This is a genomic window from Amycolatopsis sp. cmx-11-12 (assembly GCF_046269425.1).
In the GTDB taxonomy this organism is placed as follows: Bacteria; Actinomycetota; Actinomycetes; order Mycobacteriales; family Pseudonocardiaceae; genus Amycolatopsis.
The window spans coordinates 1-16,809 of sequence record NZ_JADNQM010000034.1 but is presented as its reverse complement, the minus strand read 5'-3'; the positions used below and the strand labels follow the sequence as shown (position 1 = coordinate 16,809).

The window sequence follows — 16,809 nt, the reverse complement described above, 5'->3', positions numbered from 1 at the left end:
GTTATCCACAGGGATCGTTGGGACTGAGCCAAAATCGGGGTCGTTCGGGCGAGTTGTCCACAACTTCGCGGAAGTGGTTCCACCCGGACGGCCCAACGGTCATCCTCGATTCATGACCACTACACGAAGCGCCCGGCTCATGGCGCTCAGTAACACCTGCGAATCCGGGATCATCACCAGCCGGGAGCTGCGCAAGGCGGGCGTGACCGCGCGTTACGCCGCGAAGCTCTGCGGCCCTGGCGGTCCTTGGCGAAGGCTGATGCCGGGTGTGATCTTGTTGCGCGACTGCGCGCCCACCCGGCTTCAACTGCTGCAAGCCGCCGTCGCGCGGTTCGGTCCGGACGTGGTGGTGACGGGCGCCGACGCGCTTCGCGCGCGAGGCGTGGACTGCCCGGTGACGCGGGAGGTCCATCTCCTCGTCCCCGACTATCGACGCATGCCGGCGGAACCCGGCATGCTGCCCCGAAGAACCACGCGGATGCCGCCGCCGATCTTGATCGACGGCGTCCCGTTCGCCCCGCCGGCCAGGGCCGCGCTCGATCTGGCCCGGCTGGAGGTCGATCCGGCACGGATCGACGAGCTGATCTCGCTACCGGTGTATTGGGGGCTCTGCACGGTCGAAGAGCTCAGCGAAGAGCTCGACTCCGGTAACCGGCGAGGCTCAGCCGCGGTCCGTGCGGCGCTACGCCGCGTCGATCCCGAAGAGACCTACGCGCATGGGCTGGCGAGGAAGGTCCTCGACGGGTGCCCGCTGCCCTCGCCGTCGTGGAACATGACGATCTGCGACCGGCGCGGGCGTCCCATCGGCGCTGCCGACGCCTGGTGGGACGACATCGGCCTGGCGTGGCAATTCCGTGTCCCGAAACAAGGCGCCGCGAACTTCCATCCTCTGGCGCTGACCGCAACCGGAACAGTGCTGGTCCGCTGCACCATCGACCAGCTGAGGAAGGTTCCGCTGGAGGTCGCGGCCGAGCTCGTCAGGGCGTACGCCGAGGCGGCGAGGACGCCGCGGCCGAAGGTCCGCACGATCGGCCGGATCAACGACGCCGCTTGAAGGGCTCACCAGTACTCGTCCGGCAGCTTTCCCTCGATGTCGCGGGTGTGGCGGCGAGCGCAGGTTGGACACATCCAGCGCACGACGTTCTTCTCGCGGGTGGAAACCCAGGCGAGCGTCTGCGCGGGCTCCTCGTCCGCACCACGGATCCGGCCGCACAACGAGCAGCCGACCTGGTCGCTCACGACCGCCGTCCACAATGGATCGTCTTCGCCCCCTGGAGGAACAGATCCTGGCGCGCACCGAGGAAGGCGGGGCTCGCCGGATCCACCAAGGTGGCCGCGGTCTCGCGATCGTCGCTGCTCAGAAGGTCGCCTGCCACCTCGGCCAGCCAGGTCACCCGCTCGATCACGAACTCGCGCAGCAGCTCCGGCCCAGGCGCCGGGTGGTGGATGAGCACCCCGAAGGAGTCGACGTCGTCGAGACCGGCCCGCTGGAGTGCGACGTTCCAGCCGTAGGGCATGGAGACGGAGCCGGGGATACCCGCCCGCATCTCGGCGAACCACTCACCTCGCGCGGCGAGCAGTCGCTCCTCGAGCCCTGGGCGACCGATACCGAGATCCCAAGGGAGACAGTTGAAGTCCAATCCGCCCTCGGAAATGGCTACCAGCCCACCAGGGCGCGCGAGCCGAGCGAGGGTGTCGATGGCGGCCTGCTGATCGGGCAGGTGGTGAACCACGCGGGAAGCCCAGACCAGATCGGCCGGAGGAAGCCGGGCGGGCAACCCGTCGTCGGCCACGTCGGCGTGGATCGTCTCGACGGTGGCCCTGTCCCCCGCGGCCGCGCTGACACGCCGGTGCGCTTCGTCCAGCAGGTGCTCTGTCGCGTCGACCAGCACGATCCTGGCGTCGGCGGAGGTGAGCTCCTCGGCGAAGAGCACGCTCATCCCGCCCGCACCGCAGCCGACGTCGAGGATGGTCGGCCCCGCCGGCATGCCTTCCAGCAGCCGACGGGCCGCCACTCGCGTCGACTCGGCGTCGAGTGCTTCGGCCATGCGCAGCGACCGAAGCCGCTCCGCCCAGTCGATATCGTCGTGCGTGTGTACGGCCATTCCCCCAGTGAACACCACACCAAGCCGCACCACGCCCCAAAGGGGGAGCGGGGGACCTTTGCTATCGCCGCGCGATAGCAAAGGTCCCCCGCTCCCCCGAGTGGTCAGGCCTGAAGGTGCTCGGCTCGCCGGGTCGCCCATCGTGCGACCCTGGTCCACCTGCGTACGGCGCGTGGGCCGCTTCGAGCCCGCTGGGCGCGGACTCCCTCCTCGAGGTCTCGTATTCGGGCCCTGGACAGTTCTTCATAAAGCAACATTTCGCTGGTCTCCTCGACCTTGATCTCGTTCACTTTGGCCGACGCGAGAGTCCGGTTACCGGTTCGCGCCTCGTAATCCCTGGTGGTGATGGGTTCGACGGTCATGCCGCTGCGCTCCGCTCGACCTTGCGCACGACGGGACGAGCCTCGACGGCGGGCTCGACGACCGGGTTCTTCCGGGGGCGGCCACGGGGCCGCTTCCGCGCGACGACCACGCCGCGCTCGAAGATCTCCCCACCCCAGACACCCCACGGCTCACGCCGCGAAAGGGCGCCCGCGAGGCAGGCTGAACGGACCGGGCAGTCCGCGCAGAACGCCTTCGCACGCTCGAGTTCTGCCGGTGACTCGGCGAACCAAAGGTCCGCGTCGCCCGAACGGCAGGGAAGCATCGACTCAGGCGAGTCGAGGGCGTCGAGCAGGTCGACGACGCCGGAGTCGGCGAAGGGCAGGGCCTCCTCCGGCGCGAAAGCTATGGCCGATGACATGAGTGCACTCCTCTGTTCCGTGACGGATTTCGTACTGACGGTGGAACTGGACAACGCTGAACCCCAATTAGGTTGTGCAGCCAACTTGTTTGTGCAGCAAAAAACACGAAGGCCGCGGATCCGGTAACCGGTTCCGCGGCCTTCGTGAGCCTCTAGTCCTGACTAGGTCAGGAACTTCGCTCCCGTATGGACAACGGAACACGGAACTGCTTGATGACCGGCAGATCGACGCCACCATTCACGTACGCTCCACCGAAGGCGGCAGCGTGCGCGAAGGTTTTGTCAGCGGCGATCCGGCTCAGGTCGAAACGCTGGCCGCCGCGGGCGGCGAGGATGCTCACGGGCATGAAGGTGCCCTGGCGCTGAGCCTGCGGGACTTCCGCGACGCAGGACAGACGGGTACCGGGGTTCGTGAGCATCATCTTGATCGTCATTTCACCGGCACCACCTTTCTCTGTCGCGCGCGAACCGCCCTGCGGTCTACGCTGTGTTGTAGAAGTTCTTCCCCATCCCAGGCGCTTCCCGCGCCCGGTACTTGCAGGTTATTGCCCCTGACCATACCGGGGCAACTTATTTTCCAGAAAAACCGTCGAAGCTACGAAGATCGGCTCTGAGCAGCGGGTTCGCCGCGTGGATCAAGCCTGGGGCGCGGTCAAGACTCCACCGAAGCCCGCACGACGTCGAGAACCTCCGCTCCGAAGCGTTCGAGCTTCGTCGCGCCGATCCCGGAGATGGCGCACAACGCTGTGTCATCGGTCGGCCGCTGTTCGGCGATGGCGACCAGCGTCGCGTCCGTGAAGACGACGAAGGCCGGCACCTTGAGCTCACGGGAGCGTTCCCCTCGCCAGGACTTCAGCTTCTCGAGCAGCTGCTCATCCACATTGGACGGGCAACGAGAACAGCGTCCCAGCTTGATGTCCAAGGTCTCCAGCAGCGGACCGCCGCACACCCGGCATCGCGCCTTGTTGCCGGACTGCTTCGGCTGCTGCGATCGGGCGACCCTCGCCGCCGGGTGGTCTTCAGGGATCAGGCCGTACAGGAAGCGGCTGCGTCGCCGATTGCGGCGGTTTCCCGACGTCCTGGCCAGGGCCCACGACAGCGAGAGGTGCTCTCGTGCTCGAGTGACGCCGACGTAGAAGAGACGGCGCTCTTCCTCGATGGCGGCGTCGTCACCATCGGCGTGGAGGATCGGCATGGTCCCCTCGGCGAGCCCCACAAGGAACACAGCGTCCCATTCGAGCCCCTTCGCCGCGTGCAGCGAGGCCAAGGTGATGCCCTCCACCGTCGGCGGATGTTGCGCGCTCGCCCGCTGTTCGAGCTCCGCCACGAATCGGGGCAGATCCGCGTCGTCGACGGTGGAAGCCAGCTCCTCGGCCAACTCGACGATCGACAGGAGCGCGTCCCACCGCTCTTTCGCCGCACCTCCGGCCGGAGGCTGATCGGTGAGCCCTACTTTCGCGAGCACGGAGCGGACCCTGGTCACCATCTCGCCGGTGTCCGCGTCGGTCGAAGCCATCCGCAACGCGGACATCGCCTGCCGGACCTCGGCCCTGGCGAAGAACCGTTCGCCGCCGCGGACGAGGTAGGGGATACCCATCTCAGCCAACGCCTGCTCGTAGGCCTCTGACTGGGCGTTGACCCGGTAGAGCACCGCGATCTCGCTGGCCGCCACTCCGCCGTCGAGCAGATCCCGGATCCTGCGCGCGACAGCGGCGGCTTCGGCCGTCTCGTCGTCATACTCGGCGAACCGCGGGACGGGCCCCGAAGGACGCTGGCCGATGAGCTTCAGCCTCGACCCCGCGGGACGGCCGCGCGCGGCGCCGATCACCTGATTGGCTAGAGCGACGACCTCGGGAGTCGAGCGGTAGTCCCGCTCGAGCCTCACGACCGTCGCCTCGGGGAACCGCCGAGTGAACTCCAGCAGCGGACGGGGAGAGGCACCACCGAACGAGTAGATGGTCTGGTTGGCATCGCCGACCACGGTCAGGTCGTCGCGGCCGCCGAGCCATGCGTCGAGCAGCCGCTGCTGCAGCGGGGTGACGTCCTGGTACTCGTCGACGACGAAACAGCGGTAGCGTTCGCGGAACTCCTGGGCCACCACCGTGTGCTCCTCGAGAACGGCGGTGGTGTGCAGGAGCAGGTCGTCGAAGTCGAGAACCTGGGCGGCGTTCTTGACCTTCTCGTAGTTGCGATAGACCTCCGCGACCTGCGACGCGGGTGCGGGTGTGTCCCGCTGCGTGCGCGCGGCGACGGCCGGATAGTCGTCCGGCGATACCAAAGAGGCCTTGCTCCACTCGATCTCACTGGCGAGGTCGCGCAGGAGTTCTGTCTCGGTGCCGAGACCTGCCTTGTTGGCGGCCTGGCTGACGTAGCGGAACTTGTTCTCGAGCAGCTCCCATGGCCGATCCCCGACGACCTGGGGCCAGAAATACCGGAGCTGGCGGCGAGCGGCAGCGTGGAAAGTGAGCGCCTGGGCGGCGTCGACACCCAGCCCCCGAAGACGTGCGCGCATCTCGCCCGCGGCGCGGGTCGTGAAGGTGACTGCGAGGACCTGACCAGCGGCGACGTGCCCGGAACGAACAAGGTGGGCGATGCGGTGCGTGATCGTCCGAGTCTTGCCGGTTCCCGCTCCCGCGAGGACACAGACCGGCCCCCTCGGCGCGCAGGCGGCGGCGCGTTGCTCGGGATCGAGCCCATCGAGCAGGCCTGGACGACTCTTCGGGGACGATGCGCTAACCACACTCCGATCCTCGCAGAGGGCCCGACGGGATCGACGCAGGGCACGCGGCCGTATCCTGGTCACATGGCGGGAAAGCAGGACAAGGAAGCAGCGAAGCTGGCCAAGAAGGAGAAGCGCGCCGCGAGCAAGGCTCGCCGCGGGCAGATCTTCGAGGCCTTCAAGATGCAGCGCAAGGAAGACAAGGCGCTCATCCCCTGGATGGCCGGATCGCTCCTGGTCATCACCGGTGTCGTATTCGGCATCGGGTTCATCTTCGACGTCCACTGGGTGGTGCTGCCTCTGGGCATCCTGCTCGGCGCACTCGCCGCTGTGATCATCTTCGGCAGGCGGGTTCAGAAGACCGTGTACTCGAAGGCCGACGGACAGCCGGGTGCCGCGGCCTGGGCACTCGAGAACATGCGAGGCCGCTGGAAGGTGACGCCGACCGTGGCGGCCACGACCCAGCTCGACGCCGTGCACCGAGTGCTCGGCGGCCCGGGTGTCGTGCTTGTCGCCGAAGGCGCGCCGCACCGCGTGAAGTCCCTGCTCGCGCAGGAGAAGAAGCGGGTGTCCCGCTTGATCGGTGAGACCCCGATCTACAACGTGATCATCGGGAACGAAGAGCAGCAGGTGCCGCTGAAGAAGCTGCAGGGCTACCTCACGAAGCTCCCGCGCAACCTCAAGCCCGCCCAGGTCGACGCGCTGGAAGCGAAGCTGGCCGCCCTCGGCAGCCGGGGCGCCGCGATGCCCAAGGGCCCGATGCCTGCCGGCGCGAAGATGCGCAACGTCCAGCGCACCATCCGCCGCCGCTGACCAAACGAGTATCAGGGGTCCTTTACTACCGCCGCGAGCGGTAGTAAAGGACCCCTGATCTGTCGCCGGACAAAAACTGTCGGTGGGTGGTCGCATGATCACTGTGTGGACGGAACCCAGAGCGTCTTGCAGAAGACGCTGGCAGCGATGTTCCCGGACGGCGTGGCCGCCCGGGCGAAACTTGTCGCCCTGGGGCACTCCCACTCCTGGATCTCTCGCCGTTGCCGCGAAGGCGGCCCGTGGCGACGTCCGATTCCCGGCGTCATTCTCCTGACCAACGCCACGCCGACCATGCGTCAGCTTCTGAAGGTCGCGCTGACCCACGCGGGCCCGGACGCGATGCTCACCGGAGTCCAGGCGGCCCGGTTGTACGGAGTCCGAAGACTTCCGCCGGAAAGACGGGCTCACACCTTGATCCCCCACCAGAGCAAGGTCGCCACCTGGGGATTCGCCGTCGTCGAACGAACGATCCACCTGCCGGAACCGGTGGAGATCGACGGGCTGCCGGTCGCTCCGCTCGCCAGGGCCCTGATCGACGCGGCTCGACGTATGGACGAACTCCAGTCCGTGCGGGCGATGATCCACGATGCGGTCCATCGCGGACTCTGCACTCCAGAGGAACTACGAGAGGAGTTGGCGCAGGCAAGCACGATCGGCTCGGCACTCCCCCGGATCGTTGTCGGCGCCCTCCAAGACGGCGTCGACTCGGCCGTCGAGCAATGGCTGGAGACCGCACTCGAGCGCAGCGGGTTGCCCAGGCCAATGCGGAAAGCCGTATTACGGACCTCGGACGGACAGGTCATCGGTGTCGCCGACGCCTGGTGGCCGAAGGTCGGTGTCGCCATGCAGATCCGCTACGACGAGGTCGCTCTCGATCCGAGCAGCCCATCGGAGACACCCACTTTGGCCGCCGCCGGTCTCATCGTCGTCCAAGTAAGCCCGGCGCGACTCCGAGACCAGCCGCTGGTGGTGATCCAGGAACTGCGAGCTGCTCACCGGCGCGCTCGGCAACGACCGCCTCCGGAGTTCGGCAGCGATCCCGCGACACCCGCCGCCTGACACAGCCGGTGCCCGGGAGGAGAGCAAAGGTCCCTTGCTCCCCCAGCCGAGGTCATCGCATCCGGATCACGACGGTTCCGGTCAGCCGGTCGAGCCAGCTTCGCCCGTCGATGTTGCGGAACGCGGCCGGGAGGATCACGAAGGTCAGTGCCGCTCGCACGACGGCTCGCCACGCTCCGACCATTTGCCCACCGTCGAGCCTGGCGACGCGGATTCCGACCGCTGCCATCCCGGGCGTGAAGCCGAAGAAGGTCGCGGGAATGACCGTGATGACCGCCCAGACGCCTACTGACCAGAGGTTGAACGTCTGCATAACGGTCGGATCCTGGAAGCTCGGCTTCACGAAGAGAGCGGTGACCAATGAGGCGAGGACCAGATCGATGATCAACCCGAGGAGACGCGGCCCGCCGCTCGCCACGGACCCGACACCCGATTGGGGCAAGCCGAGTCGCTCACCACGCCACCGCTGCGTACCCTCGCCACCGGCCGTCGTTCCGTCCCCGGCTCCGGGCAGCCATTCTCCGGTCCATCTCGCCACCCATCCAGGGTATGCCGGTGGCGCGGGACACATTCGCCCTGGTCGACTACCCGATATCGCCGCCCCGTTAACACCGGCGAAACATACGGGTGACGGTCGGGCAACACCGCGCTCTTAGCGTGAGCCGAAGAGAGTACTGCCGCCGGCAACGAACGAGAAGGAGTCACCGAGGGTGCCCACTACTCCAGACGACATTCAGCGCCTTATCGCCGACGAGAACGTAGAGGTCGTCGACGTCAGGTTCTGCGACCTGCCCGGCGTTATGCAGCACTTCACCGTTCCGGCGAAGGCGTTCAACGAAGAAGCCTATGAAGAAGGCCTGGCCTTCGACGGCTCCTCGGTGCGTGGTTTCCAGTCGATCCACGAATCCGACATGCTGCTCCTCCCGGACGCCGAGACTGCGCGTATCGACCCGTTCCGTAAGGCGAAGACGCTCTCGCTGAACTTCTTCGTGCACGACCCGTTCACCCGCGAGGCGTACAGCCGCGACCCGCGCAACATCGCGCGCAAGGCCGAGCAGTACATCTCCGAGTACGGCGTCGCCGACAACGTGTTCTTCGGCCCGGAGGCCGAGTTCTACATCTTCGACTCGATCCGGTTCGACTCCGCCGAGCACGCCTCGTTCCACGAGATCGACTCTGTCGAAGGCTGGTGGAACACCGGTGCCGACGTGCCGGGTGGCAACCAGGGTTACAAGACGAAGTTCAAGGGCGGCTATTTCCCCGTCCCGCCGGTCGACCACTTCGCCGACCTGCGCGACGAGATCGTCCGCAAACTCCAGGGCTCCGGTTTCGAGATCGAGCGCGCGCACCACGAGGTGGGCACCGCCGGTCAGACCGAGATCAACTACAAGTACAACACGCTGCTGCACGCTGCGGACGACCTGCAGCTGTTCAAGTACATCGTGAAGAACACCGTGTTCGCCGCCGGCAAGACCGCGACGTTCATGCCGAAGCCGCTCGCCGGTGACAACGGCTCGGGTATGCACTGCCACCAGTCGCTGTGGAAGGACGGCACGCCGCTGTTCCACGACGAGTCGGGTTACGCGGGGCTGTCCGACACCGCCCGCCACTACATCGGCGGCCTGCTCAAGCACGCGCCGAGCCTGCTGGCGTTCACCAACCCGACCGTCAACTCGTACCACCGGCTCGTGCCGGGCTTCGAAGCGCCGGTCAGCCTGGTGTACTCGCAGCGGAACCGGTCGGCTTGTGTCCGTATCCCCATCACGGGCAACAACCCGAAGGCCAAGCGCGCCGAGTTCCGGTGTCCGGACTCGTCCGGCAACCCGTACCTGGCGTTCTCGGCGATGATGATGGCCGGCCTCGACGGCATCAAGAACAAGATCGAGCCGCCGGAGCCCATCGACAAGGACCTCTACGAGCTCCCGCCGGAGGAGGCCCAGAACGTCAAGCTCGTTCCTGGCGACCTCGGCGCGGTTCTCGACACGCTGGAAGCCGACCACGACTACCTGCTCGAGGGTGGCGTGTTCACCCCCGACGTGATCGACACGTGGATCTCCTACAAGCGTGAGAACGAGATCGACCCGCTGCGGCTGCGCCCGCACCCGTACGAGTTCTCGCTGTACTACGACGTGTAAGTCGTGCGGTAGCAACACCAAGAGCACGCCGGTGGTGAGGCGCGGAAACGCCCTCACCACCGGCGTTTCTTGTGGTCCGGCGGCTCGGCTACTCCGAAGTGGAGAGAACCTTCAGGTCGACACCCGCTCGCTCGATACGGCCGCGTGGGTCGTCCACCAGCTTGCGTCGCTCGAGATCCATCAGCCCCAGGGTGCACGTGATCTCCGCGGAGAGAGTCCCATCGGCCTTGTAGATGTTCGAGTCCATGTGGAAGGTCTTGCCGGTACCGAATTTGGCGTCACAGGTCACGTCGACGACATCGCCGGCCCGAAGCTCGCGCCGGAACACGATGTGGGACTCAAGCAGCACGAAGGCGAGATTCGCGTCTCGCATGCCTGAGTTGAGGCCACCGGCGAGCTCCATCAGCTCGAGTCTGGAGACCTCGCCGTACGAGTGGTAGACGGCGTGGTTGAGATGGCCAAGAGTGTCCAGCTCGTAATGGCGCACCTTGATCCGGGTGCGAAACGGCTCGCGCACAGTCACCGGTCCACTGTAAGTGCCGCTCTCCGTCCGCGACGCCCAAGTGTGAGCAAGGGACCTTTGCTATCGCCTCGTCCACGCGCGGCAGGCGATAGCAAAGGTCCCTTGCTCACTTCCCGCAGGTCAGAGCGGTCAGTCCTGGTAGAAGAGCGTCTCCACCACAGCGTGAGCACGCCGCGTCGTCCGCCGGTAGGCGTCGAGGAACTCACCGGGATCGTCATCGGCGGAGTAGCCGAGCACCCGGGCGACCGCGGCGAGATCGCGGCCGGAGCTGGGGATCTCGTCGACGGCTTTACCCCTGACCAGCATCCCGGCGTTCCGCACGCGCGTCGCCAGTAGCCAGGCCTCGGTCAAAGATTCGATCTCGGCGGGCTCAGCGAGCCCGGCTTCCACGGCGGCCTTCAGCGCTTCAGTCGTCGATGTGGTCCGAAGGCCTGCTATTTCGTTGCCATGGCGCAGTTGCATGAGCTGCACGGTCCACTCCACGTCCGCGAGCCCGCCGCGGCCGAGTTTCGTGTGCCGGGTCGGGTCAGCGCCCTTCGGCATCCGCTCCCTCTCCACGCGCGCCTTGATCCGCCTGATCTCGCGCACTCGAACCGCGTCGAGTCCCTCCTCGGGATATCGAATGGGGTCGATCATCTCGATGAACCGCGCACCCAGATCGTCATCACCGGCGATGAACCGGGCACGGAGAAGCGCCTGCGATTCCCAGACCTCTGCCCACCGCCCGTAGTAGCTGCGGTAGGACTCCAGCGTCCGCACCAATGGCCCGCTCCGCCCCTCCGGGCGGAGATCGGCGTCAACGACCAAGGCCGGGTCGGTGCTGGGCGCACCAAGAATCTTACGAACCGTCTCGGCGACCGAGGAAGCGAACTTCGCTGCTTCAGCGTCGGACACCCCCTCGTCCGGCTCGCATACGAAGAGGACGTCCGCATCGGAGCCGTACCCGAGTTCGGCCCCACCAAGTCGACCCATGCCGATGACGGCGATCTTCGCGGGTGTCCGGCCGAGTTCTGCCTGACGCTGGCGATAAGCAGCGGCCAAGGCACCTTGCAACACAGCGACCCACACACTCGACAACGCATCGCAGACGGACGGGACATCGAGCAACCCCAGCAAGTCGGCCGACGCGATCCTCAGCATCTCGTGCCGACGCAGTGATCTCGCGGCGGTGACCGCGGCGTTCAAACCTGGCTGCCGGCGCACCGCGGCCCGCAGCGAAGTAGCCACTTCCGCGGGAGTGCGACCGGCCAGCCGAGCAGGGTCGCCGAGCAACTGCAGCACTTCCGGCGCTCTCGCCAGCAGGTCGGGCACCAACCGCGACGTGCCAAGCAGGAAGGCAAGCCGCTCGACGACCGCACCCTCGTCCCGAAGAACCCTGAGATACCACGGCGTTTCTTCGAGCGCCTCCGAGACCTTGCGGTAGGACAGCAGTCCTCGGTCCGGATCCGGGGTGTCGGCGAGAAGATCCAGCAAGACCGGCAGCAGAGCCTGTTGAATGGCCGCCCGCCGAGACATTCCCGCGGTCAGCGCCTTGATGTGCTGCAGCGCTCCATCCGGTGCGGCATAACCGAGCGCGGCAAGACGGCTTTCCGCTTGTTTCGTCGTCAGCCGCAGTGCTTCGGTCGGCACATTCGCGACGGATTGCAGCAGCGGCCTGTAGAAGAGCTTTTCGTGAAGACGGCGAATGCTCTGCAAGTGACGTCGGAACTCCGCCAGCAGTACATCGCCTTCGCTCCTGCCCCGGACGGGCCGTACTCCGCTCGCCCTCGCGATCGTTCGAAGCTCACTGGCATCCGAAGCGGCGGGGAACAGGTGCGTACGCCGTAGTCGGCGAAGCTGGAGCCGATGCTCGATGGTCCGGAGGAACTCGTACGACGATCCGAGCTCTGCGGCATCCGTGCGGCCGACGTACCCGCCTTCCCCCAGGGCTGCGAGAGCGTCCATCGTGGACGGAGAACGCAACTCGGCGTCGATTCGACCGTGGACCAGTTGCAGCAATTGCACGGCGAACTCGACGTCGCGAAGGCCCCCGCGTCCCAGCTTCAGCTCTCGTTCGGCGTGCGCGGACGGCACATGGCCTTCGACGCGGCGCCGCATCTTCTGCACCTCGGGGACGAAATTCTCCCGATCGGCCGCCGCCCACACCTTCGGCGCGACCATCTCCGCGTACTGACGCCCGAGCTCGGCGTCGCCTGCGACCGGCCGCGCTTTGAGCAAGGCCTGGAACTCCCAGGTCTTGGCCCACTTCTGGTAGTAAGCGGCGTGCCCGTCGAGGGTCCGGACCAACGCGCCCGCCTTGCCCTCCGGACGCAACGCCGCGTCGACCTCGAAGCAGGCCTTGCCGACTACACGCATCATCGTGCTGGCCAGCCGCGTCGCGACCGAAAGATCTCCGTCACCGACGAAGATGACATCCACGTCACTCACATAGTTCAGCTCGCGACCGCCACATTTGCCCATCGCGATCACGGCCAACCGGCCTTCGACACCGGCGCCTACTTCTGACTCCGCGACCAGAAGGCCGACCGATAGTGCGGCCTCGGCCAGCTTGGTGAGCTGAGCCCCGATCTCGGCATAGGGCGGCTGGTGGAGGCCGGGTTCGACGAGATGACCGAGGTCGGCCGCAGCGATTCCGAGAAGCAGCTCGCGGTATCCGACGCGGAGGGCCTGCTCTGACTCGAGCCCGGTGAGCAATTCGCCTTCCGGCCGCAAATGGTCGAGGAGTCGGCTCACGTACTGATCCGGCTCAGTGCTCTTCTCGACTTCGAGGGTCTTCCAGCAGTCGGTGTTGGCGACCAGGAAGTCCGCGAGCGCGCTCGAGGTGCCCAGAACACCGAGCACCCCGCCGCGGAAGGTGCGGTTCGTCCGAAGCGCCTGGTCGAGCGCGGTCCAGGCGACGGGGTCGGCTTCCCTGATCCGGTCGAGCCCGCTCAAGGCGAGATCGGGGTCCGCCGCACGGGAAAGCGCTGACAACACGTCGACCGCGGCGCTGTCCGGGCCGGATTCGGTCCACCAACCGGCAGCACGAAGCTGCCCGTCGGCACGGGGGTCGGTGAAGCCGTATCTCGCCACGGAAGCGGTCGGCCTGGCACGCTCAACCATCGGCTTCCACCGTAGTCGCCGTTCCGCCCATGACCAGGTGGACGCGCAAGGAAGCAGGGGACCTTTGCTATCGCCGAGTGGAGGCGATAGCAAAGGTCCCCTGCTTCCCTAAGCGGCGATCTTGCCGATTTCCGGCTCAGGAGCGGTCGGGGCTGGGGTGGTGAAGCTGCCGGCGTTGACGGGGCTCCGCCGCGAAAGCAGGTAGATCCCGATTCCGATCACCAGGCCCGCGACACCGACGGCGATGGTGCCCACGGTGCCAGTCGAAGTGACGAGACCGGCCGCGGCTCCGACGATGGCCGCCGCCGGGAGTGTGAATAGCCAGGCGATCACCATGCGGCCGGCTGTGCGCCAGCGGACCGGCGCCTCATTCCTGCCTACGCCGGATCCGACGATGCCGCCCGAGCAGACGTGGGTCGTCGAAAGGGGAAAACCGAAGTTCGTCGAGGCGAGGATGACCGCCGCCGAACTGGTCTGTGCCGCGAAGCCCTGCGGGCCATCGATGTCCGTCAGGCCCTTGCCCAGCGTATAGGTGATTCGCCAGCCACCCAGGTACGTGCCGAGTGCCAAGGCCAGCGCCGCGCTCACGATCACCCAGAGCGGCGGTCCAGCCCCGGCAGGCAGGGTTCCGGCAGTGATCATCGTCAGCGTGATGACACCCATGGTCTTCTGCGCGTCATTCGTGCCATGGGCGAGCGAGACGAGCGAAGCCGAGATGATCTGTCCAACGCGGAAGCCGGCAGTACGGCCCCGGCGGACGAAGATCCGGTAGACGAAGTACGTCACGATCATCGCTACGAGGCCTGCCAGGACCGGCGACAGTGCAGCGGGAACGAGCACCTTCTCGATGATCTTTCCGAAGTGGACCGAGTCGGTTCCGGCCGATACCCACGTCGCGCCGATCAAGCCACCGAACAACGCGTGGGACGAACTGGACGGCAGTCCGACGAACCATGTGACCAGGTTCCAGACGATCGCCCCGACCAGACCACCGAAGACGATCGCTGGGCCAATCTTGGTGTCGTCGACCAGTCCATTCGAGATGGTCTTGGCCACTTCGACCGACAGGAACGCTCCGACCAGGTTCAGGACCGCGGAGATCGTCACCGCCACCTTGGGGCGCAGTGCCCCGGTGGCGATCGACGTCGCCATCGAGTTTGCCGTGTCGTGGAACCCGTTTGTGAAATCGAAAATTAGGGCCGTGACGACGACGAGCACGACCAACACTGAGGGCTCCACCCCGACCTCCGAACCCTTCGAAACTCCCTTCGCAAGGTACCTGACCACAAGAGCAGAGCGTTAACAACCCATACGCATTTGAGACATAGGCCGTTAAGCCATCGGCAATGTACGTTGACGTTCCGCAGCCGGGGCGAGGTCGCCGGACACCAGTCGGACGAAGCGATGCGCGAACGGTCGCCAGGTTTCGGTGATATCGGCATGCACCCGAGCAAGATTTTCCGGGGTCAGTGCGTCCGGCCGGGTGAGTTCCGCCATTTCCGGCGACTGCCGCGCCCAGTCGAGGACGATGTCCGGTGTTGTCTCGATATGAAACTGGACACCGTAGGCACAACGGTCGAATCGGAAGGCCTGGTGGGGATAGCGCGGCGACGAAGCGAGAAGTTCAGCGCCTGCGGGCAGCCGGCTGATGGCGTCGTTGTGGAACTGCAGAACATCCTGCATGAGCGGCAGGTCGGCGAAGAGCGGATCAGACCAGGCCGCGTCCTTCTTGGACACTAGCCCCGGGCCGACTTCGGGTCCTTGATCGCCTGTCACGACGACTCCCCCCAAGGCCGTCGCCAGGAGCTGACCGCCCAGGCAGATCGCGAGCGTCGGGATGCGAGCGCCGACCGCGTTCGCAAGAAGCTTCCGCACGTCCGCGAGCCACGGATGGGCGGCGTCATCGTTCGCGCCCATCCCTCCACCCAGGCACACGACGCCCGCGTATCCATCAAGATCGGCAGGAAGATCCTGATCGGGCAGCAACCGGATGTCGAGCTCAGCCCCTGCCTCGGTGAGCCAGTCGCCGAGAGGGCCGATCGGATCTGATTCGTCTGGCTGGATGACGAGCAGCTTGGGAGCGGTCACCACCCCAGCCTACGACCGCCGGGAGAGCAGGGGACCTTTGCTATCGCTCGGGAGGGGCGATAGCAAAGGTCCCCTGCTCCCTTGGTCAACAGGCGCAGCGTGGAGAGGGCGTGGAGGTGAGGGAGAGGTCGGGGGTGTCCCGGTCAACGGGGTAACCGGCTGCTTGCCAGGAGCTGATCCCGCCAGACAGGCGTTTAACCTTGAAGCCGAGTTCCGCGAGCTTCAGGGCGCCCTTGGTCGCGGCGTTGCAGTGGATGCTCTCGCAGTAGCAGACATAGACGAGGTCGCGATCGAGCTGGCTGACCGACTCTGGGGTCAGATCCCGGTACGGGAGATTGATCGCGCCGGGGATGCGAGCAGATGCGAACGCTCCGGGAGCCCGTGTTTCGACGACCACGTAGCCGCGCTGAGTGCCGGCAGTGAGATCGCGAGCCAAGTCGTCGGGGTCCACGTCGAGGGCGAGTTCGGCGCGAAGGTGCGTGGCCGCGGTCGCACTGTCGAGAGCCGGGAACGTCAGCGCGCGGGGTTCGATCGTCATGCCTCAATCGTGCTGATCAGTGATCAACCGGGACATCGGAGAATCCAGGTGTTGTCGCCGGTTAGCCTGGAGATTCCTGGCTGGCACGACGATCGACCTGGAGTTCCGTGAACCTCGATGATCTCGACTGGCAGCTACTCGAATTGCTCCAGTCCGACGGGCGACTGACCTTCTCGGAGCTCGGCCGGCGGGTGTCACTGTCCGCGCCCGCGGTGACTGAGCGGGTCCGAGGGCTCGAGGAGAACGGGGTCATCACTGGGTACCGCGCCGACGTCGATCTGACGAAGCTCGGGCTGCCCATCGAGGCGATGGTTCGAGCCAAGGTACGGAGTTTGGACACCGCTCGTTTCCGCGAGGCCATCCTCCCGCTGCCCCAGGTGCTCGACGCCGACCACGTCACGGGCGATGAGTGTTGGCTGGTGCGGGTCGCCTGTCGGAACACCGCGGAGTTGGAGGAGCTCGTTGAGCGGATGCAGCGTTATGGGGAGACGACGACCTCACTGGTCTTCTCGTCGCCGGTCCGCCGGAGAGCGGTCGGCCGGCGAGGCAGCTGAACGACCGCGGCGGGGAGAGCAAGGGACCTTTGCTATCGCCGGGCGGGTGCGGGTATGGGAAAGCGAGACCCTCTCCGCCCTAACCCGTAACTCCCGTGCTTGAGCCCGTATCTCGTGTGCTCAGGCGGAGAACTCGCGTGATTGGCTGGAGATCATCGTGTTCTCCGGCTGATCACGTGTGTTCTCCGTTCACGCACGTGTGTTCGCCATCTGATCACGGGTGTGGCGGGTTTTGGGTATGAGAAAAGGGTCTGGGACCTGGGAGAACCTTGAGGGGTTCTCGACCAGGTCCCAGACCCTTTTATCAATGTTAGTCCGGCGGTGTCCTACTCTCCCACAACCCTTCGGTTGCAGTACCATCGGCGCTGTCAGGCTTAGCTTCCGGGTTCGGAATGGGACCGGGCGTTTCCCTGACGCTATAACCACCGAAA

General features: G+C 66.2%; 17 protein-coding genes and 1 rRNA gene. 5 read left to right on the top strand and 13 right to left on the bottom strand.

All coding sequences use genetic code 11. The features are described from left to right. Nucleotides 1-139 precede the first annotated feature (139 nt). Nucleotides 140-1,054, top strand: coding sequence for a hypothetical protein (locus tag ACLARN_RS34110; protein ID WP_409495665.1), 915 nt, complete (start codon nt 140-142; stop codon nt 1,052-1,054). 5 nt (nt 1,055-1,059) lie between these two features. Here the strand turns inward: ACLARN_RS34110 and ACLARN_RS34105 are convergent, their stop codons facing one another. The 6 genes from ACLARN_RS34105 to ACLARN_RS34080 all read right to left on the bottom strand — a co-directional run bounded on the left by ACLARN_RS34105 (nt 1,060) and on the right by ACLARN_RS34080 (nt 5,587). After that, nucleotides 1,060-1,239 (bottom strand): hypothetical protein, encoded by a 180-nt coding sequence (locus ACLARN_RS34105; protein ID WP_409495591.1) that lies wholly within the window; start codon nt 1,237-1,239, stop codon nt 1,060-1,062. Continuing rightward, complete coding sequence (locus ACLARN_RS34100) at nt 1,236-2,105, bottom strand: class I SAM-dependent methyltransferase (protein ID WP_409495590.1); 870 nt, start codon at nt 2,103-2,105, stop codon at nt 1,236-1,238. Before ACLARN_RS34100 ends, ACLARN_RS34105 begins: the two co-directional genes overlap by 4 nt. A gap of 104 nt (nt 2,106-2,209) precedes the next feature. Further along, nucleotides 2,210-2,467 (bottom strand): hypothetical protein, encoded by a 258-nt coding sequence (locus ACLARN_RS34095; protein WP_409495589.1) that lies wholly within the window; start codon nt 2,465-2,467, stop codon nt 2,210-2,212. Then, on the bottom strand, nt 2,464-2,847 hold the full coding sequence (locus tag ACLARN_RS34090; protein ID WP_409495588.1) for a WhiB family transcriptional regulator: 384 nt from the start codon (nt 2,845-2,847) through the stop codon (nt 2,464-2,466). The genes ACLARN_RS34095 and ACLARN_RS34090 overlap by 4 nt, the downstream gene beginning before the upstream one ends. 167 nt (nt 2,848-3,014) lie before the next feature. After that, nucleotides 3,015-3,281, bottom strand: coding sequence for a hypothetical protein (locus ACLARN_RS34085; RefSeq protein WP_409495587.1), 267 nt, complete (start codon nt 3,279-3,281; stop codon nt 3,015-3,017). A gap of 218 nt (nt 3,282-3,499) precedes the next feature. Beyond that, nucleotides 3,500-5,587, bottom strand: coding sequence for an ATP-dependent DNA helicase UvrD2 (locus ACLARN_RS34080; RefSeq protein WP_409495586.1), 2,088 nt, complete (start codon nt 5,585-5,587; stop codon nt 3,500-3,502). Nucleotides 5,588-5,650: 63 nt separating this feature from the next. Between ACLARN_RS34080 and ACLARN_RS34075 the strand changes: the two genes are divergently transcribed. Both ACLARN_RS34075 and ACLARN_RS34070 read left to right on the top strand, forming a co-directional pair. Next, nucleotides 5,651-6,379: a DUF4191 domain-containing protein gene (locus tag ACLARN_RS34075; protein ID WP_409495585.1), complete on the top strand. Its 729-nt coding sequence runs from the start codon at nt 5,651-5,653 to the stop codon at nt 6,377-6,379. Nucleotides 6,380-6,484: 105 nt separating this feature from the next. Further along, nucleotides 6,485-7,438 carry a hypothetical protein gene (locus tag ACLARN_RS34070; protein ID WP_409495584.1) on the top strand — a complete coding sequence of 318 codons (954 nt, stop codon included), beginning with the start codon at nt 6,485-6,487 and terminating at the stop codon, nt 7,436-7,438. Between the two features lie 52 nt (nt 7,439-7,490). Here ACLARN_RS34070 and ACLARN_RS34065 read toward each other — a convergent pair whose 3' ends face one another. Beyond that, a complete protein-coding gene (locus ACLARN_RS34065; RefSeq protein ID WP_409495583.1) occupies nt 7,491-7,976 on the bottom strand; it encodes an RDD family protein in 486 nt (161 codons plus the stop codon). A 172-nt stretch (nt 7,977-8,148) separates the two neighbouring features. Here ACLARN_RS34065 and glnA point away from each other — a divergent pair, with 172 nt between their 5' ends. Then, nucleotides 8,149-9,573 (top strand): type I glutamate--ammonia ligase, encoded by a 1,425-nt coding sequence (glnA, locus tag ACLARN_RS34060; RefSeq protein ID WP_409495582.1) that lies wholly within the window; start codon nt 8,149-8,151, stop codon nt 9,571-9,573. 88 nt (nt 9,574-9,661) lie between these two features. Here the strand turns inward: glnA and ACLARN_RS34055 are convergent, their stop codons facing one another. The 5 genes from ACLARN_RS34055 to ACLARN_RS34035 all read right to left on the bottom strand — a co-directional run bounded on the left by ACLARN_RS34055 (nt 9,662) and on the right by ACLARN_RS34035 (nt 15,824). Further along, nucleotides 9,662-10,096 carry an acyl-CoA thioesterase gene (locus ACLARN_RS34055; RefSeq protein ID WP_395883122.1) on the bottom strand — a complete coding sequence of 145 codons (435 nt, stop codon included), beginning with the start codon at nt 10,094-10,096 and terminating at the stop codon, nt 9,662-9,664. Between the two features lie 129 nt (nt 10,097-10,225). Further along, nucleotides 10,226-13,198 (bottom strand): bifunctional [glutamine synthetase] adenylyltransferase/[glutamine synthetase]-adenylyl-L-tyrosine phosphorylase, encoded by a 2,973-nt coding sequence (locus ACLARN_RS34050; RefSeq protein WP_409495581.1) that lies wholly within the window; start codon nt 13,196-13,198, stop codon nt 10,226-10,228. Between the two features lie 108 nt (nt 13,199-13,306). Then, nucleotides 13,307-14,425 carry an inorganic phosphate transporter gene (locus tag ACLARN_RS34045; protein ID WP_409495664.1) on the bottom strand — a complete coding sequence of 373 codons (1,119 nt, stop codon included), beginning with the start codon at nt 14,423-14,425 and terminating at the stop codon, nt 13,307-13,309. Nucleotides 14,426-14,530: 105 nt separating this feature from the next. After that, nucleotides 14,531-15,286 carry a type 1 glutamine amidotransferase gene (locus ACLARN_RS34040; protein WP_409495580.1) on the bottom strand — a complete coding sequence of 252 codons (756 nt, stop codon included), beginning with the start codon at nt 15,284-15,286 and terminating at the stop codon, nt 14,531-14,533. 85 nt (nt 15,287-15,371) lie between these two features. After that, nucleotides 15,372-15,824 carry a rhodanese-like domain-containing protein gene (locus ACLARN_RS34035; RefSeq protein ID WP_409495579.1) on the bottom strand — a complete coding sequence of 151 codons (453 nt, stop codon included), beginning with the start codon at nt 15,822-15,824 and terminating at the stop codon, nt 15,372-15,374. Nucleotides 15,825-15,931: 107 nt separating this feature from the next. On the opposite strand from ACLARN_RS34035, the gene ACLARN_RS34030 reads away from it, so the two are divergent. Next, nucleotides 15,932-16,378, top strand: a complete 447-nt coding sequence (locus tag ACLARN_RS34030) for an Lrp/AsnC family transcriptional regulator (protein WP_409495578.1) — start codon at nt 15,932-15,934, stop codon at nt 16,376-16,378. A gap of 313 nt (nt 16,379-16,691) precedes the next feature. On the opposite strand, the gene rrf is transcribed toward ACLARN_RS34030, so the two are convergent. Then, nucleotides 16,692-16,808 (bottom strand): 5S ribosomal RNA (rrf, locus tag ACLARN_RS34025). Between the last annotated feature and the right edge of the window lies 1 nt (nt 16,809).

What these genes read in the sequence shown, in the direction of transcription:
- ACLARN_RS34110 (WP_409495665.1), top strand. Translation starts at nt 140, where the DNA reads ATGGCGCTCAGTAACACCTGCGAATCCGGGATCATCACCAGCCGGGAG.
- ACLARN_RS34100 (WP_409495590.1), bottom strand. Translation starts at nt 2,105, where the DNA reads ATGGCCGTACACACGCACGACGATATCGACTGGGCGGAGCGGCTTCGG.
- ACLARN_RS34095 (WP_409495589.1), bottom strand. Translation starts at nt 2,467, where the DNA reads ATGACCGTCGAACCCATCACCACCAGGGATTACGAGGCGCGAACCGGT.
- ACLARN_RS34090 (WP_409495588.1), bottom strand. Translation starts at nt 2,847, where the DNA reads ATGTCATCGGCCATAGCTTTCGCGCCGGAGGAGGCCCTGCCCTTCGCC.
- ACLARN_RS34085 (WP_409495587.1), bottom strand. Translation starts at nt 3,281, where the DNA reads ATGACGATCAAGATGATGCTCACGAACCCCGGTACCCGTCTGTCCTGC.
- ACLARN_RS34075 (WP_409495585.1), top strand. Translation starts at nt 5,651, where the DNA reads ATGGCGGGAAAGCAGGACAAGGAAGCAGCGAAGCTGGCCAAGAAGGAG.
- ACLARN_RS34050 (WP_409495581.1), bottom strand. Translation starts at nt 13,198, where the DNA reads ATGGTTGAGCGTGCCAGGCCGACCGCTTCCGTGGCGAGATACGGCTTC.
- ACLARN_RS34035 (WP_409495579.1), bottom strand. Translation starts at nt 15,824, where the DNA reads ATGACGATCGAACCCCGCGCGCTGACGTTCCCGGCTCTCGACAGTGCG.